We start from the raw sequence: 22,416 nt of genomic DNA, 5'->3' as shown, positions 1-22,416 counted from the left end.
CGGTAATGATGCGCTCGCCACAGGCGCGCCGACCGCCGGAGGGCGGGTGGCCGTGTCGCCAACCCGCCCTCCGGATCCCTCCGCCCGCCGGTCAGCGAACCGGCCGCGCCGCACTCTCGATGATCCGCGCCACCTCGTCGGGGCGCGACACGCTCACCGCGTGCGAAGCACGCACCTTCACCGTGTGCGCACCCGCGCGCTCGGCCATGAAGCGCTGGGCCGCGGGCGGGATGTTGAGATCCTGCTCGGTGACCAGCACCCACGACGGAATCGTCTTCCAACCCGGCTCGGAGGCACCCTCCTCCAACGCGGCGCTGGTGACCGGACGCTGGGTCACCCCCATGACATCCGCCGTACCCTTCGCGACGTCCGCCGCGAACTGATGACGGAACTTCCCCTGCTCGATGTACAGATCCGTACCCGCCGTCCCGTTGGGCAGCGTGACCGGAACCGGGCGCAGCGTCTCACCGAGCGTGCTGCCCGGGAACTTCCCCGACAACTGGACAGCGCTCTCCCCTTTCTCCGGAAGGAAAGCCGCGATGTACACCAGCGCCTGCACGTTCCGCGCACCGTACGAGGCGTTGCTGATGACCGAACCGCCGTACGAATGACCGGCCAGCACCACCGGTCCCTCGATCCCGGCCAGAAGCTCCTTCAGATACCCGGCGTCGCTGTTCAGTCCACGCAGCGGATTGGCCGCGGTCACCACCGGATAGCCCTCCCGCCGCAACCTCGTCACCACCCCGTTCCAACTGCTGGAGTCGGCGAACGCGCCATGGACCAGAACCACCGTCGGCTTGCGCTTCGACGAGGAGGAAGAGGACGACCCGTCCCTTCCCGCACTCGCCGGCGACACCGACAGCGCGAGAACGGACGCGGCCACCGTCACCGTGGCCATCAGGGAAAACACGGAACGAGGACGTTTCATTACAAAACCTTTCGATTCATGAACGAGCGGATTGCCGTGGTCCGAGCCACGGCCATGGGCATGCGGTCCGTCGCGGACGGCGGGTCTCAGCCGGAGTGCAGCGCGGCGCGAAGTGTGGTGATGGCCTGCTGCATCGCGGCGGTGGTGGCTCCGGTGGACCGGAGCGGGTTCAACATCATGAAGTCGTGCAACGTGGCGTTGTAGCGAATGCTGGTGGTCGGGACGCCGGCCCGGATCAGCTTGCGGGCGTACGCCTCGCCTTCATCGCGCAGGACGTCGTTCTCGTCGACGAGGACGAGCGCGGGCGGGAGCCCTGCCAGGTCCTTCGGATCCGCCCGCAGCGGAGACGCGGTGATCTCGGCGCGTTCGGCCGGATCGGTGGTGTAGCAGTCCCAGAACCAGGCCATCGCCTTCGCGGTCAGGTACGGCCCGTCGGCGAACTCCCGATAGCTCGCGGTGTCCTGGCCCGCGTCCGTCACCGGGTAGTACAGCGACTGATGCACGAAGGACACGTCGCCACGTCGTTTGGCCATGATCGTCAGCGCGGCCGTCATGTTGCCGCCCACCGAGTCCCCGGCCACCGCCAGGCGCGCGACGTCCAGCCCCTCCCGGTCGCCGTTCGCCGTGATCCACCGGGCGGTCGCGTAGGCCTGCTCGATCGCCACCGGATATTTGGCCTCGGGGGAACGGTCGTACTCCACGAACACCACGGCCGCCCGCGCACCGACGGACAGTTCACGCACCAGGCGATCGTGAGTGCCCGCGTTGCCGATGACCCACCCGCCACCGTGCACATACAGAACGACGGGAAGCGAACCCTCGACACCGGCGGGCCGGACCACGCGCACCCGCACATCGCCGACGTCGGCGGGCACCGTTACCCACTTCTCCTCCACGTCGGGCTTCTCGATGGGTGCCGCCTGCAGATCGTCGAGGACCTTCCGCGCGCCCTCCGCACCCAACTCGTACAGGAACGGCGGATTGGCTGTCGCCTCCGCCAGCGCCCGGGCAGCGGACTCGAGTATCGGATCATTCACGGCTTTACTCCTGGTGTGAGTGGAGATGTGTAGCGCCTTCACCGGTATGACAGCCGACTCATGAAAGGTGTGACACGTACTGCCCGAGCCGGCGATCGTTCACCGTTCGTTCGACATGTTGTGAGCCGGTGTCCCGACACGGTCGACGACGGATGAGTTCCACATCACGCCGGTGTTCCTGTCACAGCCGGCCGGGTCACCCGGTCAATAGCGCGTATCCCACGAACGGCGAGGAGACCACGGCATGAATGCACGTCTCGACTACTTCGGCAATTCCCTCGGCGGCAAGGTGCTGAAGCATCTCAACTCGGCCAACCAGGTGCTGTCGAACTCGACACTGCCGGGCACGACGCAGGAGTTGGTGAAGATCCGCGCCAGTCAGATCAACGGCTGCGGCTTCTGCACCGACATGCACACCAAGGACGCAGCGCACGCGGGAGAGACCCAGCAGCGCCTCAACCTGGTGGCGACCTGGCGGGAGGCCACCGTCTTCACCGACGCGGAGCGCGCCGCGCTGGAACTGACGGAACAGGGCACCCGCGTCGCGGACGCGGCCGGTGGCGTCACGGACGCAGCCTGGGCGAACGCCGCCGAGCACTTCGACGAGGACCAGCTCGCCGCGCTGATCTCGCTCATCGCCGTCATCAACGCCTACAACCGCATCAACATCATCAACCAGCAGCCCGCCGGGAACTACCGGCCCGGCCAGTTCGGCTGACCCGCCCGGAGCAGCGGACCGCCTGGGAGACCCGGCGGTCCGCTGTGCGGGGGGCGAGCAGCGAGCGATGTGGGTGACGCGCCGAGAGGGGCGGTGAGCCTTCGGACCCACCGCCCCTCTCGGACGACGGTCAGGCGCCGGGCCGCGGGGCGCGCAGGTGGGCCCGCTTCTCCAGCTCCTCCGGGTCGACCAGTTCGAGCATTGGCCTTCCTGGCGCGCACATCATGGTGACCACGAACCGGGTGCGCGCGTCCGACAACGCGTTGCCGTCCTGGTAGTGGATCGCGTCGCCGCCCGGCTCCCAGAACGTCCCGCCGGCTTCGACCACACGCTCGGGCTCACCCTCCAGCTCGAACCGGACCGCGCCCTCGATGACGTACCCGAACGCCGGTCCCGAGTGACGATGCGGAGGGGTCCCCGGGTCTCCGGGCTCCCAGTCGACCTGAATGGTCATGGCCGAGGCGCCCTCGGGGACGGTGATCGGCGAGGCGTCCTGCAGCATCTTCGCTGCGGTCATCCATCCCTTCGACCCCGCGTGCTCCTCGGGCCCGTGCTCGTGCGCTGCGTCCTTGTTCGACACTGTGTTGACACCTTTCCCGGGTCCGCCCGCTTCCTGGGGCGGACACACCGTCTGCCGGGGCGTCTTGGCGCCCCGACCCATGGCCGTTCGCAGTGATGACCGGGTGCCGAGCGGATCTGTGACAGAGGCATTCGCCATGGTCGGTGTCACAACAATCGAACGAGCCCGGCCAGGGGCGTGGTGCGCGGCCGCGAGTGGTCGCCTCGTCGTCTCGATGTGCACCCGGAAGCTCCCTTCCGTACCGGCTTGTAGCATGGCCGCGCCGAAGCCGAAGGGGACGAACATGCACGCCGACGCCGACACCGATTCCCTCGACGAGGCGGAGAGGGAGTTCCTCGCGGCGCGCCCACAGCTCTTCGGTGTCGCGTATCGAGTGCTCGGGAGCGCCGTGGAGGCGGAGGACATCGTCCAGGAGGCGTGGCTGCGGTGGCAGAACGCGGATCGTGCCCACGTCCTGGAACCGACGGCGTTCCTGACCACGGTCACCGCCCGTCTGGCCATCAACCTGGCCCGGTCCGCCAGAGTGCGGCGGGAGTCCTACGTCGGCCCGTGGCTTCCCGAGCCGGTCGACACCAGCACGGATCCGCAGGTGGGCGCGGAACGGGCCGAGGCCCTCGAACTGGCGGTTCTCTTCCTGCTGGAGAAGCTGAACCCGATCGAGCGTGCCGCGTACGTCCTGCGGGAAGCCTTCGACTACCCCTATGCGCGGATCGCGGACGTCCTGGAGACGAGTGAGGCCAATGCCCGCCAACTGGTGAGCCGCGGGCGCAAACACCTGGCCGCCGAGCGCAGGCAACGCGCCGGTACGACGGATCACCGCCGCCTCCTGGAGGTGTTCCTCGCCGCCGCGCAGAAGGGTGATCTGGCGGCGCTGGAGAACGTGCTCGCCGCGGATGTCGTCAGCTACACCGACGGTGGAGGGATGCGCGGCGCGTCCAGGATCCCGGTCGTCGGACGCCTGCACGTCTCCAGGTACCTCGTGGCCTTCGCCCCCCGGTTCTGGCCCGGATCGGAGGTGCGGTGGGTCGAGGCCAACGGTCGTCCCGCCGTGGTCGTCTCGTCCGGCGGGGAGGTCGTGGCCCTCCTCTCCGTCGATGTGTCCGCCGAAGGGATCGACCGGATCATGTGGATGATGAACCCGGCCAAGCTGTCGCCCTATGTGGCATCGCCGACCGGGCCATGCGGTGACTGAGCGGATCCCGTTGTCCGGCCTCTCCACCGAGGAGGACTTCGACGCGGAGTCCTTCTCCGCCATATACACGACGACGGTGACGGTCGACGGCGGCGCGGCCGCGCACGGTCGTGCCTCGGGCAGGGCTCGGTCGGCCGACGGGGCCTTGGACCTCGATCTACGCATGCCCGCCGAACTCGGCGGGGACGGCCGGGGAACCAACCCCGAGCAGCTGTTCGCCGCCGGCTTCGCCGCGAGCTTCCACGGAGCCCTGAGTCTGGTGGCCCGACAGGAGGAACTCGATCCGACGGTGATCTCCGTGGCGGCGACGGTCGCCCTCGGGCGGGACCCCGGAGACGGCGGTTACCTGGTCCGGGTCGAGCTCGAGGTGACGTGGCCCGACGTCGATCCGGAGATCACCGCTCCTCTCCTGGAGAAGGCGGAATCGCTCTGTCCGTACGCCAGGATGGCCCGGCGAGGCACCGCCACAACCATCGTGTCGGCTCCATAACCGGGGTACCCGTCCTTGGCCGAGGCATGTCGCGCACATGACCCGGCCCGTATGACCGGTGACCCCTGCGCCCTGTGACAACGATGCACCGCGCGGGCGAGGGATCGGCCCGACCGCTCGTTGTCACGGAACGCCCCGCCGTCCGGTCTGTTGGGTGGTTGTCACACCATGGCTCGCGGGACACGACCCCGGTCCGGAGTACGCGGGCGCACAGAGCGACCCGCCGGACAGCCTTCTCTCCCGCGCTCCGCCGCCGTACGCGAACCGGAGTGTCACAAATACCCGGGGGGCCCGGTCGTAGTCAGTGCCCCCCATTGATCGGAGCAATCGTGGCTGCCATCGAAAAGCGCCTGTCCACCGCGGTCCTGGTGATCGGGACCGGCGGCGCCGGGCTGCGAGCGGCGATCGAACTGGCCGAGGCCGGGCTCGACGTGCTCGCGGTCGGCAAACGCCCCAAGGAAGACGCCCACACCTCTCTCGCCGCCGGCGGGATCAACGCCGCGCTGGCGACCATGGACCCCGAGGACAGCTGGCAGCAACACGCCGCCGACACCCTCAAGGAGAGCTACCTGCTCGGCGATCCGCGCACGACCGAGATCGTCACCCGGGGCGCGGCCCTCGGCATCGACGACCTCGAGCGCTACGGCATGGCCTTCGCCAGGGAAGAGGACGGCCGTATCTCCCAGCGCTTCTTCGGCGCACACAAGTTCCGGCGCACCGCCTTCGCCGGTGACTACACCGGCCTGGAGATCCAGCGCACGCTCATCCGGCGGGCGAATCAGCTGGACATCCCCATGCTCGACTCCGTGTACATCACCCGGCTCCTGGTACACGACGGGGCCGTGTTCGGTGCCTACGGCTTCGACCTCGGCAGCGGAACCCGCCATCTCATCCACGCCGACGCGGTGATCCTCGCGGCCGGCGGTCATACCCGCATCTGGCGGCGCACCTCGTCACGCCGCGACGAGAACACCGGGGACTCCTTCCGACTCGCCGTCGATGCCGGTGCGCGGCTGCGCGACCCCGAACTCGTCCAGTTCCACCCCTCGGGCATCATCGAGCCGGAGAACGCGGCCGGCACGCTGGTCAGCGAGGCCGCCCGCGGCGAGGGCGGCATCCTGCGCAACAGCCTGGGCGAGCGGTTCATGAAGCGCTACGACCCCGTCCGCATGGAACTGTCCACACGCGACCGTGTCGCCCTGGCCGCCTACACCGAGATCAAGGAGGGCCGCGGCACACCCAACGGTGGTGTCTGGCTCGACGTCTCCCACCTTCCGCGCCGGACGATCATGAACCGTCTCCCCCGCGTCTACCAGACACTGCTGGAACTGCAGATGCTGGACATCACGCGCGACCCCATCGAGGTCGCCCCCACGGCCCACTACTCGATGGGTGGCGTGTGGGTCCGTCCCGAGGACCACAGCACCGACGTACGCGGCCTCTATGCCATCGGAGAGGCGTCAAGCGGACTCCACGGCGCCAACCGGCTCGGCGGCAACAGCCTGATAGAACTGCTCGTCTACGGACGGATCACCGCACGGGCCGCCGCCGACTACTCCCAGGCCCTGACCGCGCAACCACGCTCGGCACCGGCGGTCGCCGAGGCCCGCGCCGAGATCGACGATCTGCTCACCGCGGACGGTCCCGAGAACGTTCGGGCCCTACAGCGCGCCATCCGCAACACCATGACGGAATACGCGGGCGTCGTACGCGACGAGCAGGGGCTGCGCACCGGACTCGCGGAACTGGAAACGATCGAGAAGCGGATGGAGAACGTCGGCGTCCACCCCGACATCGCCGGCTACCAGGACCTCGCACACGCCTTCGACCTCAAGTCGGCCGCCCTCGCGGCCCGCGCCACCCTCGAAGCAGCGCTCGAACGCCGCGAGACCCGCGGCTGCCACAACCGCAGCGACTACCCGGAGAGCGATCCCGCCCTGCGGGTGAACCTCGTGTGGTCCCCCCTCACCGGGATCACGCACGAAGGTATCCCGCCCATACCCGAGGAGATCGCCGCCCTGATGGAGGAAATCTCCACCACCGGAAAACTCGCCGAATAACCCACACGCAATGCCCCACCGCGACCGGCACACGGGGCGTCCGTGACGGACGCCCCGTGTGCCGGTCGATTCTCTTCCGGCATGAGCCGACCAGGAGGCATGATGACCACGAACTCTCGGGACCGACTCGCCCTCGAGGACACCGTGCGGTCGCTGACCGCCGAAGCCGTCGAGCTGGAGGCCCGCGTCACCGAGCTCCGCCGAGCGCTCACGGGAATCGACGAGCGGATGCGCACCGTCTTTGACGCCCTCGACCGATTCTCCCGCTCCGGGGAACACGTCGGCGGGTGACGTGACCCGTCGAGCAACGATGCGAGACCCGTCCGGGCGTCCCCCCGGGGCGTGGTCACCCCGGCCCGCGGCGCGGACACGGCGCGATCACGCGGCCGCGCCCGTCGTGTTCCGAGTTCTCCGGGGAGCCTCGGATCCCCGGGTCCGGAGGTTGTGCACCGCACGTCGCTTCACGGCACGGCGTTCCTCTTCCGTGGTTCCACCCCAGATGCCGTCCACCGGATGGACCTCCAGGGCCCAGTCCAGGCACTGCCGCACCACGGGGCAACGGTGGCAGACCGCCTTGGCCTCGTCGACCTGGAGCAGCCCCATACCACTACGCACGTTGCCGATCGGGAAGAAAAGATCGGGATCTTCGCCTCTACAGGCCGCCATTTCACGCCAGTTCATGGGAATCTCCTGTGGTGGTGAGGGACGGACGGGATTCGAAGGCTCCACGTCCCGGAGGGGAATTCGACGCGCCGACACTCTCTCGGCCACGCGAGGGCCGACCGTCCTCTTTCATGGACCGGCGGCGTACGAACGAGCCTCACACGCGGGTCGGAAACCCTTCCCCGGTGCCGTATGGGACACGACACGGTCTCCGATAGATGAGACCGAGCGGTCGGCGAATGTGTGACACGGGCCCGGCGCGCGTGTCCGGACGGCCTCGCCGGGCGAACCCCTACCGAAGTCCGATGGAGGCGACTCCCCCGCACCGGTCGGCGCGACGTGTGAATAGTGGGATCTCAGTCTCCGCGTACGCGCAACGTGTTGTTTCGAGGTGGCGGAACGCCCGGTGGATTCCAGGAGAGCAGTTTGTCGGGGTTCAGGACGACCCAGACCCGGACGACCAGCCGACCGGCGACGTCGAGACCGATGACGCCCACGACCTGCTCGTCGTAACGGACGACAAGCCCCGTCCGACCGTTGACGGAATGGGTCCGCAGCGTCGTACGCGGATGCCGGGCCAGCAACGTCAGCAGGCTCCCGGCCACCCGCTCATTGCCGCGAACCGGCTCGATCAGAGCCCGGAGCTTGCCGCCGCCATCGAAGAAGACCGTGGCATCGGGCGCCAGCAACGACGCCAGAACCGCCGAATCCTCCGCCACACAGGCGTCCCACACCGCACGGGCCACCGCGTCCTGTTGCTCCGGCGTCGTGGGCCGCGAACGCCGCGCCGCCAGACTACGACGCACACGCTCCGCCGACTCGACACACACCCGCTCCGGCCGCCCCACACTCTCGGCGACGGCACCCGGCACCGTCCCGGACACGTCGTTCGCCACGAACGCCGCCCGCTCCGCCGTGGACAAGGAATCCAGCGTGCTCAGCAATACCGCACCGACCTCACGCTCCAGCGTCGCGTACGCCACCGCCCCGATCGCCACCGCCCGCTCGCCCGCCGCCCGGGTCCGAACGTTCGCCGGCAGCGCCAATCTGGCCAGGCAGAGACCGCCAACGGCCCGCGCCAGCCAGGAACGCGGCGTCGCGATCTCCGCCCGCGCCCCATCGGACAGGCCGTACCAGCACCCATAGGCCTCGGCGATCACGCCCTCCGCCTCCCGGACACCGCCCAGCATCCAGTACGCGACATCCATCAGATGCCGCCGCTCCTCCCACAACTCCGCGATCGGGACCGCGTCATCGGCATGCGCCACCGGCATCCTCACTCTCACACCGCATCCCACAACACAGCCGACATCGCAGTCGTCCCGAACCGGGCAGACGGCGTCTCGCGTCGAGACGGTCACAACAACGGAGTTCCGGAACCACTCCACATATGATGCCCAGGACGCAGCCGTCCCAGCGTTCGAGGTATGCGATACCGAGGCGAGGTGCCGGACGGGGCACAACAAGCAAGGTTCGGGGACGAGAGGAACACATGGATTCCGCAACCCACACGGCGCGCAACATCGAAATCACCGCCAAGAGTCTCCAGGAAGAGCTGGCCCGTCTGGCGATCCAAAAGCAGGCCCTGGAGCGGGAACTGGCCGCGGTGGTCGCCCATCTCGGCTCCGTTCAACGGGCCGTCGGCGCCCTTGAAGCCCTGATGACCGAAACCGTGGTATCAGCGGTCGCGGAAACCGATACCACGGGCGCGAAGTCCCCGGCGGCCGAGGCTCCGAAGCCGGACACGCCTTCCTCGATCGACCCCGCCGCCGTGTCCGGAACCGACGACGACAACCCCAAGAACTACGGCAAACTCACCGAACAGATCATGGAGTACTTCTCGGCGGTCAGTGACGTCGACGTGCGCGCCCGGGACGTCGCGGCCGCGCTCGGCCGGGACACCGACAGCGGCAGTATCAACGCGGTCAGGAGCACTCTCGACCGCCTGGTCGGCACGTCCCGCGTCCAGCGCACCGGCCGGGGTCTGTACCGCGCTCGCAAACCCTGAACCACTGCCGCGGGCGTGGCCGCGAGACGGATGGCTCACTGCGCCGGAGCGTCGGCCGGCTCGCCGTGTCGTGGGTCTCCCTCGGACACGAAGGCTTCCCGGGGACGCTGCACCGCCGCGAGGGAGACGATGTCCCGCCCGTGGAAAGCCGCGGTGATCCAGACGGCGAACACCCGGACCTTGCGTTCCCAGGTCGGAACGGCGAGCACGTGGTACCCGCGATGCATGAGCCAGGCGGGGAAACCTTTGACGACCACGCGGCGGTACTGGAAGATGCCCCGGCCGAGGCCCAGCGTGGCCACCACGCCCAGACTGCGGTGGACATAGTCGCGGGTGGGCCGCCCCCGCAGCGTCGCCACGATGTTCTTCGCCAGACGCTTGCCCTGCCGAACCGCGTGCTGCGCGTTGGGAACCGTGTGCGCTCCCGGCCGCCCCACCGCGAGATCGGGCACCGAGGCATCGTCGCCGGCCGCCCAGACGTCGGCCACCGACTCCGACTCCGTGCCCACGCGAAGATCGGCCCGCACGACGAGCAGACCGCGCTCGTCGACGGGAAGATCCGTGTGGTTTCGAATGACGGGATTGGACGCGTTTCCCGCCGTCCACACGATCAGACCCGAATCGAATTCCTCGCCGTTCGACAACACGACACGACCGCCCGCGGCGGAGACCAGTTGCGTGTTCAAGTGCACCCGGGCTCCGCGCTCTTCCAGCTCCCGTACGACCCACGCTCCGGGCCCGTCACCGACCTCGGGAAGAATCCGGCCACGCGCCTCCACCAGGTGGAAGTCCGGTTCCTCCGCGTCGAGTTCCGGATAGAGTTTCAGCAGTGCGGTCGCCAGGGACAACAACTCGCCGAATCCCTCCACACCGGAGAATCCCCCACCCACGAAGGTGACGGTGAGGAGCCTGCGTCGCTCGGGGCCACGAGGAAGTGTCGCCGCGACATCGAACGAGGCCAACAGCCGGTCACGAATGGCCACGGCCTCCTCGACGTGCTTCAACCCGAAGGCTTCCTCGCTGATGCCCGGGATGGGAAACGTCCGGGTGACCGCCCCCGCCGTGACCACGAGGATGTCATAGGCCAGCTCGTACTCCGCCCCTGATTCCGATCGAACGGTCACGGTCCGCGCGCTGTTGCGGATCTCCGTCACCGTTCCCGCGATCAGCCGGGTGCGGCGCAGGTGCCGCCGCAGCGAGACCGCCGCATGACGCGCCTCCACCGACCCGGCGACAACCTCGGGGAGAAACGGCTGATACGTCATGTACGGGCGCGGGTCCACCACGGTGACACGTGCCTCGCCCCGACCCAACTTCTTCTCCAGGCCCCACGCGGCGTAAAAGCCCGCGTAACCGCCGCCGACGATCAAGATCTCACGCACGGTGTCCTCTGTTCCTCTGGGTTGCTCCCGTAGAGACCGAACAGAACCGCCGATTGTGACACCGTCACCACCTTCCCACTTCGGCGTCCGCGTCATGCTCCGACCGGCGCGTACCGCCGGGCCGCGGCGAGGTACGTCGCGAGGACCATCAGCACGGCGACGACGGCCAGCGCGGCGACGACGGCGGCCGTCCCGGCCACGGGCGCCGCCAGGGGCAGGAGCAGGAAGGCCGCCGCGCCGCACAGCGCCACCGCGGCCGGGATGACGTGCGGGGCCAGGATGGGTGTATGGGTCGCATGCAGCAACACGACGAAGAGGGCCGTCGGGGCGGCGACCGCGTAGCAGGCGGCGATCGGTGAGACCGCCAGGTGGTGTCCGGTCCGCTCGACCGCGACCTCCAGTCCGGCGCCGAGAGCCGCGAGCGCGGCGAAGACGCCGAAGTGGCCGTATCCCCACGGGTAGGAGCGGAGGCGGCGCTCGCTGAGCCCTTCCCCGGAGGGGAGAAGGAAGTAGAGCCACCAGAGGGCGAACAGCAGGACGAGGCCGGAGCCGACGATGACGACCAGCGAGCCGCCGGCCGCAGAGGCGTCGAGCGCGGCGCGGACGCCGTTGGACGCGGCGAGGACACTCTCCCCGAAGAGGATGATCGTGAACAGGCCGTAGCGTTCGGCGATGTGGTGTGGATGCCAGGCCGTCGGTCCGGAGCGTTCCGCCCACCACGGCACGGCGAGTTCCAGGGCGGCCAGGACGACGAACGACGGAAGGTCGACCCGGTCGGGCAGGGCGCCGGTCTCCGCCAGGGTCAGGCGGAGAATCCAGCCGACCTCCAGGGCCGTGATGCCCGCGGCGTATCGCAGAGCGGTGCGGCGGCTCTCCGGGTGTTCGACGGCGGCCCGCAGCCATTGCGCGACGAGCGCGACGCGCATGACCAGATAGCCGGCGGTGATGAGGCGGAAGTCCGGCTCGGCACCCGCGGCCGGTACCCCTGCGGCGAGGGTCAGCACACCGGCCATCTGCACCATCGTCAGCAGCCGGTAGGCGACGTCGTCGGTGTCGTACGAGGACGCGAACCAGGTGAAGTTCATCCACGCCCACCACACGGCGAAGAAGACCTCGAGGAACGAAACGACTCCCGACCGGGCTTGCCCTTCCGCGATGTCGCGTGCGAACTGGGCGGTGACCGCGGCGACCGCGACCACGAAGGTGAGGTCGAAGAGCAGTTCGAGCGGGCTCGCGGTGCGGTGCGGCTCGTCGATCGCTCGCGCGGTCATCCGCATCCGGATCCGGTACAGCGCGGCTACTGGTGGCACGGGCTCGGTCCCTCCGTTTTCCGGGGCGGGTGCCCATGAGCAAGACCGGGCCGGGCCCGCACCTGTGACACGGGTGTCCGAATTTTCGCGCATCGGGATTCCCGTGAAGGTGTCACAGCAGCGCGGGCTACCCGGTCCTACCTGGCAACCGGGCGACGACGAAGTCCCGGCCACACAGGAGGACCCGGCATGGAGATCGTGGCCGTCGCCGCGCACGCCACGCGGTTGCCCGGCGCGCGGGCGACTCCGGAACCTCGGAGGCGGGGCCGCCCGGACCGCCTCCCGCCCCGAGGAAAGGCCCGCCATGACGGCGTTGGCGATGGAAGCCGAGTTCGACGCCGTCGCGGTATGGACCGCCGACGCGGTCGCGCAATTGGGAGAGGCCTACGCAATCCCGGCGGCTTGCCGCGGCAGTGCGAGCCCGGCCGCGTTGGCGTGGCTGGCCGAGGCGTGCGAACTGACCGCCGGGAGTGTGCTGCTGGACGTGGGTGCCGGCCTCGGTGGTCCCGCGGCCTGGGCGGCCCGGCGTTTCGGCGTACGGCCGATCCTGCTGGAACGTATGCCCGCCGCCTGCCGGGCCGCCACCCGGATGTTCGCGCTGCCCGTCCTGATGGCCGACGGACGCCGGATGCCGTTGCGATCGGAGTCGATCGACGCCGTCTGGTGCCTGGGGGTGCTGGACACCGTCCGGGACAAGGCGGCGCTGCTCGACGAGATACGCCGGGTGCTCAAGCCCGGAGCCTCGCTGGGGCTGCTCGTGGTCGTCGCGCGAGATCCCTGGGTCTCCCCCATTCCGCAGGGCAACCATTTCCCTGCCCAGTGGGAGCTTTCCGAACTCCTCGCCGGAGCCGGATTCGACCTCGTCGAACAGATCGAACGCCCCCGAGACGTACCGCAGTCGTGGTCTCGGCGTGCCGCGCGGGTCGCCGAGTTCGTCGCGGCCCGCCACCACGACGACCCCGCCTACGCGCTGGCCGCGGCGCAGCAGGAGAGCTTCGCGCACCTGTTCGCGTCCGGGCAGGCCTCGATACAGCTGATCCACGCGGTCCGGCGACGGGATGACGGGAGCCGACCCGATGCCCCGCATGGAGGCGAGACCACCGCGGTCACGGGCGACGACGAGGACGGCGAACGCCTGTTCGGCGCGCTGTTCGACGGCCGGGAAACGGAGCGGGACCGACAGCCATCCCATCGTGCCCCGGCGGCCGATGCGGATCCGACCAGCGGCGAAACGAGAGACCAGTGAATCAACCGCCACGGCGAGAACACGATCGGTCCCCTGCGGCGGCGCGGATCACCACGGTTCACGATCTGCGCGAACACCTCCAATGGGCCCTCGAGTTGGAGCATGCGACCCTTCCTCCGTATCTGTGCGCGCTCTACACGCTGGACCCGGCGCGAAACCCCGAGGCCGCTCGGGTCGTCACCGGTGTCTTCGTCGAGGAGATGCTGCACATGGTCCTGGTCGCCAACCTCCTCAACGCGGTCGGCGGCAGACCCGAACTGGATACGCCGCGGATGTTGCCGCCGCACCCCCGGCGGCTGCCGCACGGAGATCCGTCCCTGGAGGTGTCGCTGCTCCCGTTCGGAGCGGAGGCCCTCGAGCAGTTCCTGCGGCTCGAACGGCCCGCGCCCGCGGACGCGCCCGCGCAGGCCGAGGAATACGCGACGATCGGCCAGTTCTACGGCGCGATCACCGACGGGCTGCGCGACCTGTGCGCTCGGCTCGGCGAGGAGGAGGTCTTCCGCGGCGATGTCGCCCGCCAGGTCCGGGACTGCCATTTCCGGCACACCGCCGGACGGCTGGTCGAGGTCGTGAACCTGGCGTCGGCGCTGACCGCGTTGGAGGAGATCGTCGACCAGGGCGAGGGCCTGCTGCGGGGCGAGGTCTGGGACGGCGACCGGGACGTCCACGATCCCGAGCTGGACGAGGTCGCGCACTACTACCGCTTCCGAGAGCTCAGCGTCGGCCGCCGCCACCGGCGCGGCGACACTCCGCGGTCCGGGCCGACCGGAGAACCGCTCCCGGTCGACTTCGCGGGCGTACGCCCGATGCGGCGCAATCCGCGGCTCGAGGACCACGCGCCGGGCAACCCCATCCGCGCCGCCCAGGAGGAGTTCAACCGCACCTACTGCACGCTGCTCCGCCTGCTGGAGAAGGCGTTCGACGGCAGCCCGCGACTGCTGCCGGTCGCGACCGGGCTGATGTACCGGCTTCGGACGCAGGCCGAGGCGCTGACGTCGATGCCCGACGGGGAGCACACGACGGCCGGCCCCACCTTCGACTACGTGCCGCCCGAGCGGCGCGACGGGCCCGTCGGCGATCGGCGGCGGATCACCGTACTCGCCGACGGGCCGTACCTCGTCTTCGGCGACGTCCCGCTGCGGCGCAAGACCAAGATCGTGTCGCCGGAGAACAACGACGCGCTGACCTGGAAGACCGGCGCGAACCTGCCGACCGAGCCCGTCTACGCCCTGTGCCGCTGCGGCCACTCGAAGGCGAAGCCGTTCTGCGACGGGACGCACGCCTTCGTCGGCTTCGACGGGAGCGAGAACGCCGTCCTCACGCCGTACCGCGAACTCCGGCACGTCCACGACGGCATCGGAATATCGGCGCGGCGGGTCGGCGAGTTGTGCATCCACGCGGCCTTCTGCGTGGGTGCCACCCGACCGATCGCCAGGATGCTCGACGATACCGACGACCCCGACGTGCGCTCCGACATCATGGGGCGCATCGACCACTGCCCCTCGGGCTCCTACACCTACGCCGTGGAACACGACGACGAGAGCATCGAGGTCGACGTGCCGCAGGCCGTCTCGGTCCTCGAGGAGGAGGACGGCCTCGCGAGCGCGCTGTGGGTCACCGGCGGAGTGCCCGTGCACCGCGCGGACGGCAAACCCCTGGAGACCCGCACACGAACGACGCTGTGCCGGTGCGGCCATTCCGCCGGCAAGCCGCTGTGCGACGGAACCCACCGAAGGATCGGCTTTCGTGAAGAGCCCGCCACCACCGACGAAGGAACGACGCCCTGAACCACCACGCCCTCGAACCCGCCGCCCTGGCGATCGCCGACACCACGTGCGATCCCCCGTTCCTGTCCCCATACGCCGTCGCGCGGTTCCCGACCGCGAACGAGGCCCTCACCCGCCGGCGCACCGCGGCGGACGTCCCGAACACCGTCGTCGGCCGGCACGGTATCCGCCAGGACTTCGTGATGCCCGACCCCGTCCTCGACCCCCGGGCCACGACCGCCGCGACCGCGCGGTCCGTCATGGCCCTCGAGAACACTCCGAACACCGGAAAGGACCACTCGTGAGCACCACCGACCAGCCTGTTGTCGTCCTCGTCCACGGCGCGTTCGCCGAATCGGCGAGTTGGAACCGCGTCATCCGGCAACTCGACGGCCGCGGGCTCCACGCCGTCGCGGTGGCCAACCCGCTGCGCGCTCTGGCGGACGACACGGCCTACGTACGCGACGTCGTCGACGGCATCGGCCATCCCGTCGTCCTGGTCGGCCACTCCTACGCCGGCATGGTGATCACCCAGGCCGCAGCCGATCTGCCGGCGGTTCGATCCCTGGTCTACGTCTCCGCGTTCGCGCCCGAGACCGGCGAGTCCGCCTTCGGGCTGTCGGGCAGGTTCCCCGGCAGCTCCCTGGCGGAAACGCTGACCGCGTACCCGGTCGCCTCCGGCGGCAACGAGTTCCGGATCGCCGAGGACAGGTTCCATCAACAGTTCTGCGCCGATCTGTACGCCGACGAGGCCGCCCTGATGGCGGCGACCCAACGCCCGGTCACCGAGCGGGCGTTGACCGACGGCCTGGCCGGCGAACCCGCGTGGCGGACCGTACCCTCGTGGTTCGCCTTCGGCGGCCGGGATCTCAACATCCCCGCAAAGACACTGCGTTTCATGGCCGAACGCGCCTCCTCGCGCGGAACCCGCGAGGTCGCCGACGCCTCGCACGCCATCGCGGCGAGCCGACCCGAGGCGGTTGCCGCCACGATTGTCGACGCCGCCGAGGGGAAGCAGGGCTGAGCGTCGGACCGGGACGTGCCCGGCGGATCTCCCGCCCGGCACGTCCGCCGGTCCGATGCGGTCCGCCCCGGGCCGAGGCAGGAGGCGCCGGTATGTCGCGGTCAGGCGCGGGTCATCGCCTCGCGGAGCTTGTTCCGCGAGTTGATGCCGAGCTTGGTGAACACCTTGTGCAGGTGCCATTCGACCGTGCGCGGGCTGATGAACAACTCGGCGCCTATCTCGGAGTTCGTCCTGCCGTCGGCGGCCAGCCGGGCGATCTGGACCTCCTGCGCGGTAAGGGACTCCCGCAGGTCGAGCGTGCTCCGGCGCACCGATTCGCCGGTGGCCTGGAGTTCTCGGCGGGCCCGCTCGGCGAAGGCGCGTGCGCCGAAGCCGTGCAGCATCTCGTAGGCGGTACGCAGGTGCTCGCGTGCGTCGACACGCCGGTTCTCCCGGCGAAGCCACTCGCCGTAGACCAGGTGGGTGCGAGCGAGGTGGACGGCGATCCGGCTGTGTTCCAGGTGCTCGATGGCTTCGCGGTAGAGCAGGTCGGCCGTCTCGCCTTCGCTGAGCAGCGCTCGCGACCGGGCCAGCACGCCCCGGCCCCAGTCCGTGCCGTCCGCGCCGATGCGTTCCTCGAGTCGGCGCAGGGCCGCCGCGGCGGACTCGGGGGCATCGCTGCGGACGCCCGCTTCGACGAGTTCGAGGAGGGCGAACCCGGCGACCCCCACGTCCTCGTGCTCACCGGACAGTTGCGCGCTGCCCAGGGCGTCCCGGTATCGGCCGAGGCCGTTGTACAGCACCGAGAGCAGGTAGTTGCCGTTGCCGATAGCCCGCCCCTCGCCCCAGGCGGTCGCGTCCTGAACGGTGGCCCGGATCACCTCCGCCGCCTGGACGTCCTTGCCGCGCCAGGCCACGAGCAGCAGCGCGGCGTACCCCAGGGGCGAGTTGCCGGTCGCCTCGGTGATGCTGTCGGCCTCGTCGGTCAGCGTGGAGGCGAGGTCGAACTCCCCCGCGTGCACGTGCACGGCGGCACGGTACGTGAGCGCCAGCGGAAGGAAGTTGAGCGCGCCGGTCTCGCGGGCCGCCCGTACCGCGTGCGTGGTCAGCACATGCCACGTCTCGTCGTCCCACATGTCGCCCGCGGCCGGCCAGGCCAACCAGAGCCAGCGCATGACATCGTCCTCGTTGCGCGCGGCGGCTCCCCGGAACGCGCCCAGTGCCGGCTTCAGCAGCGCCGCGCCTTTCGTGCACCCTTCGGTGAACCACGTCGCCAGTCCGTCGAGGAGGGCGTCCGCCGGCCTGCCGGGCCGGGGTCCGCGCGGTGCCGCACGGGCGGCCTCGGCAACGTCCCGCAGGCCGACCGGTCCGTTGAGACGACCGCCGAAAACCGCCGCTCCCACCGCTTCGAGGTAGGCCTCACGCGCCTGGGCGCCGTCACCGTGTTCCAGTCGCCCGGCCGCGTCGAGCATCAGCGGAAGAGCCTCGCTACCGCGTCTGCGGGCGAAGACGATCTGGGCGCGCAGCCGGGCCAGGCGTGCGCGCTCGACGTCGCCCAGGGGGCTCGTCTCGGCGGCGGCGACGAGTTCGAGTGCCGCGTCGGGGGCTCCGGCCTCGAAGGCGGCACGCGCGGCGGCCACCGCCCTCGTCCCGTATCGGAGCGGATCGGGCGTCAGTTCGGTCGCGCGTCTGAGGAACGCGGCCGCCGCCGCGATGCCGCCTCGGGCGTTGGCCTGGTCCGCGGAGCGCTCCAGTTCCGCCGCCAGGGCTTCGTCGGGTGCGACCGCCGCGTGCGCCCGGTGCCAGGCCTGACGATCGGAGTCGAAATCGGAATCGGTCGCCTCGGCCAGCGCACGGTGCACGTCGCGGCGCGCTCCGGGATCGGCCCCGCGGTAGGCCGCGGAACGCACCAGCGGATGTCGGAACCGCACTCGCGGACCGAACTCGATCAGTCCCGACGCCTCGACCGCCCGTTCGGCGTCCGCCGTGATGTCGAGCCGCTCGGCCACCCTCCGCAGCAACGACGCGTCCCCGACCGGCTCCGCGGCCGCCGCCAGCAGCAGCCGCTGGGCCGCGTCGGAAAGGCTCCCGATCTGGCGCAGAAAACTCTCCTCGATCCGACTCGCCAGCGGCAGCGCGTCCGGGCGTCCGAACCCGGCCAGTTCCGCCGGCGTCAACCCCCGGGTCAACTCCAGCAGCGCCAGCGGATTGCCGCGCGTCTCCGCGACGATGCGGTCCCGGATGCGCGCGTCCAGCCGTCCGGGGACCACCGTGTCCAAGAGCGCGCGCGCGTCGTCGTCCCGCAGCCCGCCGACGACCAACCCGGGCAACCCCGCCAACGGATCGCCGGCCGACTCGCCGGCCGCGGCGGGCGCCGTCGTACGCACCGCGAACACCAACGCCACGTGCTCCGCCAGCAGTCGCCGCGCGACGAAGGCGAGCACCTGCGCGGAGACCCGGTCCAGCCACTGGGCGTCGTCCACGACGCAGACCAGTGGCTGCTCCTCCGCCACCGCGGCCAGCAGGCTGAGGACCGCCAGCCCGACCATGAAGCGGTCCGGCGCGTTTCCCGCGCTGAGGCCGAACGCGACGGCCAAGGCATCGCGCTGCGGGTCGGGGAGACGGTCGATCCGCCCCATCATCGGCATGCACAGCAGGTGCAGTCCGGCGAAGGGCAGTTCCATCTCGGACTCGACGCCGGCCACGCGCAGGACCCGGCACTCGGCGGCCTTGCCCACCATGTGCTCCACCAACGCGGACTTGCCGATCCCGGCCTCGCCGCGCAGCACCAGCACCCGGCTCTGCCCGGACCTGGCATCGGCGACGGCCTGGTCCAGGGTCAGGCATTCGCTGCGCCGGCCACGCAGCCAGCGCACCGGAGTGCCGTTCGACATCGAAACCACCGCAGGTCATAGAGGTCGGACCCGCGTCCGCCCGAGGCTGTCCCCATGATGCACCAGTGATCATGGACGCGTGCGAGCGGTTCGGGCATTCGGCCCGATCGTCACCTGGACCGCCGTGCGGCCCGCCTGGGTCGGCGCACCGGTTCTCACGGCTTCGGCGGGGTGCGCAGGCCCTCGAACAGGCCGAGCAGGCTCGCCATGTCGCCGGCGCGCGCCGCTCGCAGAAAGGCCTCCAGCAGCCGGTCCGACTCCGCCGGGTCGACCGGGAGGCGCCGGCGCCCCGCGAGGTGCCTGCGCGCACGGAACGCCAACTGCCGGGCATTGCCCTCGCTGAGACCGAGGAGTTCGGCGATTTCGCGGAAGGGGTACTCGAAAGCCTCGCGCAGCACGTACACGGCGCGTTCGACCGGCGACAGCCGTTCCATCAGCAGTCGCACCGCGTTCTCGAGCGCCTCCCGTCGTTCGGCGCCCGGCGCCGGATCGACCGACTCCGGCGCACGCTGCGGGCTCCAGTCCTCGACGCTGATCTCGCGCCGCGCCCATGCCGACGTCGCCGCGTTGAGCGCCGCACGGGTCGTGACGGTCGCCAGGAACGCCGCACAGTCCCGCACCCGGTCGCGGTCCACACGCTGCCAGCGGAGCCAAACGTCCTGGACGACGTCCTCGGCGTCGACGAGACGACCGAGTTGGCGATACGCGATCCCGAACAGCCGCGAACGCACGCTCTCGAAGTCCACGTCGGCCGCGGCATGGGCCCCACCGCCGGGCCCGGGTCCGCGTGCGGCGTTCGTGGTCGCCGTGTCCACAGGTGTGTCTCCGCACGACAGGCACGGCTCCGCTACGACATCGACGCCGGACAAGCACATGGCGATCCCCCTCGCTCCCGATGTTCCGGACCGCCGGGAACGACTCGTCACCCGAAAGGGCCCGGCTTGATCTCCAACCACCGTCGTCCTCGGCGGGCCCCGGGCGCGCCCGTGGAAACCCGGGTGGACCCCCCGGGTCCCCCCGGGCCGGCCCGGCCGGCGCCCCGGTCGCCCCGCCGTGCCCGGGGTCGGTATCGGCGCCGACCGCACCGGGACCGCACGCGCCGTTCGCCCGGCCCGGTATCGCTCCGCCGCGGACTCGGCGGGCATCTCGTCGTGTGCTCGGACGCATTCACGCTCGGCGGGTACGGCTCCCGGCCCGGCCCCGGCGACCTGCCCCGCGTCTCGCCCGGTAGTCACCACTCGTGCTCACGGTGACGGAACCGGCCACCCCGATGATCCGGAAACCACCCTCCCGAACACGCTTGCTAGCATCGCGCACGTCGCAGCACGCAGGAATCCCACGATCCGGGGAAGCCGATGACCGATTCCCCCACCGCGCGGACCGGTGCCGACGACGGCGCCCGCCGTCACGGCGATGTCGACGCACCCGACCTCGTCCCGGTCGAGGCCCGGTGGTCGGGCGCTCCGCGACCCGCCCGCCTCGATCCCGTCGGCACGACGGCTCTTCACACCATCCGGCTCCCGCCGTGCGGGCGGCGTGTTCCGCGTGGAAGGAAATCCATGAGACGAGTCAACCGGCTTTGGTCGGCAGGCGTTTCGGCTGCCACCCTGATCATGCTGGTCCCCGCCTGTACGACCGGGAACTCCGGTTCATCCGGCGGCGGAGGCGGGAGCGGCAACACGTCGAACGGCGGCGCGACCGTCGTACGCACGACGTTCACCTCCGACCCGAAGAGCTTCGACCCGGCCAAGGGCGACAACAACAACGACTACATGTCCGCGCGCGTCCTGTACGACACGCTCGTACGCCGTGACGACGGCGGCAAGCTGATCCCGGGCATCGCCGAGTCGTGGAACGCCACGGCAACCACCGTCGATCTCAGGATCAAGTCGGGCGTCACCTGCTCGGACGGCAGCCCGCTCACCGCGACCGACGTCGCGGCGTCGCTCACCTACTTCGCCGCCCCGGAGACCAAGGCCCCCGCCGCCAAACAGGTGTTCGGCACCGGCACGATGACCGCGACCGGCGACAACACCGCGAGCACCGTGCACATCGAGCTCGACCACCCCTGGGCCGACATGATGTTCGGCCTGGCGATGCCGCAGACCGGCATCGTGTGCGCCGCGGGCATCAAGGACCCGGCGGCGCTGGCCGCCGGCAAGACCCCCGGCACCGGGCCCTTCACCCTCGAGAGCAGCCGGCGCGGCGCCGGCTACACCTTCTCCCGCCGCACCGACTACTCCTGGGGCCCAATCTTCGCGAGGATGCCGGAGGGCAGGCCCCCCAGCGCGTTGACCGCATCCGTGGTCACGAACGAGAGCACGCAGGCCAACCAACTGCAGACCGGCGCGCTCGACCACATCGCGCTCACCGGCCCCGACATGGACCGCTTCGGCAGCGACTGGGCAAGCAGCACCCTCCCCGGCCCGAACCAGTTCGTGGTCTTCAACGAGCGCCCCGGGCACCCCGGCGCCGACCCGCGGGTTCGGCAGGCCATCGCCGCGATGATCGACCGCACCGCGTACAACAACGCCTCCACGCGCGGCAAGGGCGAGCTGCTCACCAGCATCACCGACAAGACCAGCCCGTGCGTCCTCCGGCAGGAATACGCCGGGGCCGGCATGGACAAGGCCGCCGCCAGGCAGATCCTGGCCGGCAAGAAGATCCGCGTCCTCGGCGTCAACGTCCTGTCCGGCGGCGCGGGCACCGCCTACCTCCAGGCGGTCCTGAAGGAGGCGGGCGCGGACGTCGAGTTGCGCAACGTCGGCTTCGCCACCTGGGCAACCGAGTTCATCGGCAACGCCGGCCAGTGGGACCTCGGTGTGATGGTCAACATCAACCTGTCGGCGACGCTGACCACACCCGGCAGCTTCATGCACGGTGACGACCCGCCGAAGGGCCGCAACATCGGCGGTACTCAAAATCCCGAGTACTCGCAGAACTTCCTCGACGCGCTCGGCACCACCGACACGGCCGAACACTGCGCCAAGTGGGAGGCGGCGCAGAACGCGCTGATCACCCGTTTCGACACGGTCCCGCTGGCGACCGTGCCGGAGAAGAGCATCTACGGCAAGCGCATCTCGGCCGTCACCCCCGGTGGCTACTCCGACCCGACCCTCCTGTGGCTCAAGGGCTGACC

19 protein-coding genes are annotated in these 22,416 nt (G+C 70.3%); 10 read left to right on the top strand and 9 right to left on the bottom strand.

The features are described 5' to 3' along the window. Positions 1-91 precede the first annotated feature (91 nt). Positions 92-898: an alpha/beta fold hydrolase gene (locus EMA17_RS33980; protein ID WP_246127091.1), complete on the bottom strand. Its 807-nt coding sequence runs from the start codon at positions 896-898 to the stop codon at positions 92-94. Positions 899-1,014: 116 nt separating this feature from the next. Continuing rightward, positions 1,015-1,965 carry an alpha/beta hydrolase gene (locus EMA17_RS33975; protein WP_126641011.1) on the bottom strand — a complete coding sequence of 317 codons (951 nt, stop codon included), beginning with the start codon at positions 1,963-1,965 and terminating at the stop codon, positions 1,015-1,017. A gap of 244 nt (positions 1,966-2,209) precedes the next feature. Here EMA17_RS33975 and EMA17_RS33970 point away from each other — a divergent pair, with 244 nt between their 5' ends. Then, a complete protein-coding gene (locus EMA17_RS33970) occupies positions 2,210-2,683 on the top strand; it encodes a carboxymuconolactone decarboxylase family protein (protein WP_126641010.1) in 474 nt (157 codons plus the stop codon). A 130-nt stretch (positions 2,684-2,813) separates the two neighbouring features. Here the strand turns inward: EMA17_RS33970 and EMA17_RS33965 are convergent, their stop codons facing one another. Continuing rightward, on the bottom strand, positions 2,814-3,200 hold the full coding sequence (locus EMA17_RS33965; protein ID WP_126641009.1) for a cupin domain-containing protein: 387 nt from the start codon (positions 3,198-3,200) through the stop codon (positions 2,814-2,816). Between the two features lie 346 nt (positions 3,201-3,546). Between EMA17_RS33965 and EMA17_RS33960 the strand changes: the two genes are divergently transcribed. From EMA17_RS33960 to EMA17_RS33945, 4 genes are all read left to right on the top strand, one after another. Beyond that, positions 3,547-4,455, top strand: coding sequence for an RNA polymerase sigma-70 factor (locus EMA17_RS33960; RefSeq protein ID WP_126641008.1), 909 nt, complete (start codon positions 3,547-3,549; stop codon positions 4,453-4,455). Then, complete coding sequence (locus tag EMA17_RS33955; protein ID WP_126641007.1) at positions 4,448-4,945, top strand: Ohr family peroxiredoxin; 498 nt, start codon at positions 4,448-4,450, stop codon at positions 4,943-4,945. Before EMA17_RS33960 ends, EMA17_RS33955 begins: the two co-directional genes overlap by 8 nt. Before the next feature lie 329 nt (positions 4,946-5,274). Beyond that, positions 5,275-7,005, top strand: a complete 1,731-nt coding sequence (locus EMA17_RS33950; protein ID WP_126641006.1) for an L-aspartate oxidase — start codon at positions 5,275-5,277, stop codon at positions 7,003-7,005. Between the two features lie 81 nt (positions 7,006-7,086). Then, the gene (locus tag EMA17_RS33945; protein WP_148112337.1) at positions 7,087-7,296 is read left to right on the top strand and encodes a hypothetical protein; all 210 of its coding nucleotides are present in this window, start codon (positions 7,087-7,089) and stop codon (positions 7,294-7,296) included. Positions 7,297-7,383: 87 nt separating this feature from the next. On the opposite strand, the gene EMA17_RS33940 is transcribed toward EMA17_RS33945, so the two are convergent. Beyond that, entirely contained in the window at positions 7,384-7,686 is a 303-nt protein-coding gene (locus tag EMA17_RS33940) for a WhiB family transcriptional regulator (RefSeq protein WP_126641004.1), read from the bottom strand. 338 nt (positions 7,687-8,024) lie between these two features. Then, positions 8,025-8,936 (bottom strand): sigma-70 family RNA polymerase sigma factor family protein, encoded by a 912-nt coding sequence (locus EMA17_RS33935; RefSeq protein ID WP_246127075.1) that lies wholly within the window; start codon positions 8,934-8,936, stop codon positions 8,025-8,027. 224 nt (positions 8,937-9,160) lie between these two features. Here EMA17_RS33935 and EMA17_RS33930 point away from each other — a divergent pair, with 224 nt between their 5' ends. After that, the gene (locus EMA17_RS33930; RefSeq protein WP_126641003.1) at positions 9,161-9,676 is read left to right on the top strand and encodes a hypothetical protein; all 516 of its coding nucleotides are present in this window, start codon (positions 9,161-9,163) and stop codon (positions 9,674-9,676) included. A 35-nt stretch (positions 9,677-9,711) separates the two neighbouring features. Here the strand turns inward: EMA17_RS33930 and EMA17_RS33925 are convergent, their stop codons facing one another. Together EMA17_RS33925 and EMA17_RS33920 are read right to left on the bottom strand one after the other, a co-directional pair. Further along, entirely contained in the window at positions 9,712-11,058 is a 1,347-nt protein-coding gene (locus tag EMA17_RS33925) for an NAD(P)/FAD-dependent oxidoreductase (protein ID WP_126641002.1), read from the bottom strand. A 92-nt stretch (positions 11,059-11,150) separates the two neighbouring features. Continuing rightward, positions 11,151-12,368 carry a low temperature requirement protein A gene (locus EMA17_RS33920; protein WP_246127074.1) on the bottom strand — a complete coding sequence of 406 codons (1,218 nt, stop codon included), beginning with the start codon at positions 12,366-12,368 and terminating at the stop codon, positions 11,151-11,153. Positions 12,369-12,672: 304 nt separating this feature from the next. Between EMA17_RS33920 and EMA17_RS33915 the strand changes: the two genes are divergently transcribed. The 3 genes from EMA17_RS33915 (at position 12,673) to EMA17_RS33905 (ending at position 16,404) form a co-directional block, all read left to right on the top strand. Then, positions 12,673-13,614 (top strand): class I SAM-dependent methyltransferase, encoded by a 942-nt coding sequence (locus tag EMA17_RS33915; RefSeq protein ID WP_126641001.1) that lies wholly within the window; start codon positions 12,673-12,675, stop codon positions 13,612-13,614. Continuing rightward, positions 13,611-15,401 carry a ferritin-like domain-containing protein gene (locus EMA17_RS33910; RefSeq protein WP_126641000.1) on the top strand — a complete coding sequence of 597 codons (1,791 nt, stop codon included), beginning with the start codon at positions 13,611-13,613 and terminating at the stop codon, positions 15,399-15,401. Before EMA17_RS33915 ends, EMA17_RS33910 begins: the two co-directional genes overlap by 4 nt. Before the next feature lie 280 nt (positions 15,402-15,681). Next, positions 15,682-16,404: an alpha/beta fold hydrolase gene (locus EMA17_RS33905; protein ID WP_126640999.1), complete on the top strand. Its 723-nt coding sequence runs from the start codon at positions 15,682-15,684 to the stop codon at positions 16,402-16,404. A gap of 101 nt (positions 16,405-16,505) precedes the next feature. Here the strand turns inward: EMA17_RS33905 and EMA17_RS33900 are convergent, their stop codons facing one another. Together EMA17_RS33900 and EMA17_RS33895 are read right to left on the bottom strand one after the other, a co-directional pair. Then, positions 16,506-19,277 (bottom strand): helix-turn-helix transcriptional regulator, encoded by a 2,772-nt coding sequence (locus EMA17_RS33900; protein ID WP_126640998.1) that lies wholly within the window; start codon positions 19,275-19,277, stop codon positions 16,506-16,508. 155 nt (positions 19,278-19,432) lie between these two features. Next, a complete protein-coding gene (locus EMA17_RS33895) occupies positions 19,433-20,092 on the bottom strand; it encodes a sigma-70 family RNA polymerase sigma factor (protein WP_246127073.1) in 660 nt (219 codons plus the stop codon). Between the two features lie 744 nt (positions 20,093-20,836). Between EMA17_RS33895 and EMA17_RS33890 the strand changes: the two genes are divergently transcribed. Beyond that, positions 20,837-22,414, top strand: coding sequence for an ABC transporter substrate-binding protein (locus tag EMA17_RS33890; RefSeq protein WP_160161663.1), 1,578 nt, complete (start codon positions 20,837-20,839; stop codon positions 22,412-22,414). Positions 22,415-22,416 lie beyond the last annotated feature (2 nt).

Origin of the sequence: Embleya hyalina, assembly GCF_003967355.1 — a bacterium.
GTDB classification, from domain to species: Bacteria; Actinomycetota; Actinomycetes; order Streptomycetales; family Streptomycetaceae; genus Embleya; species Embleya hyalina.
This window is presented reverse-complemented; position numbering and strand designations above follow the sequence as displayed.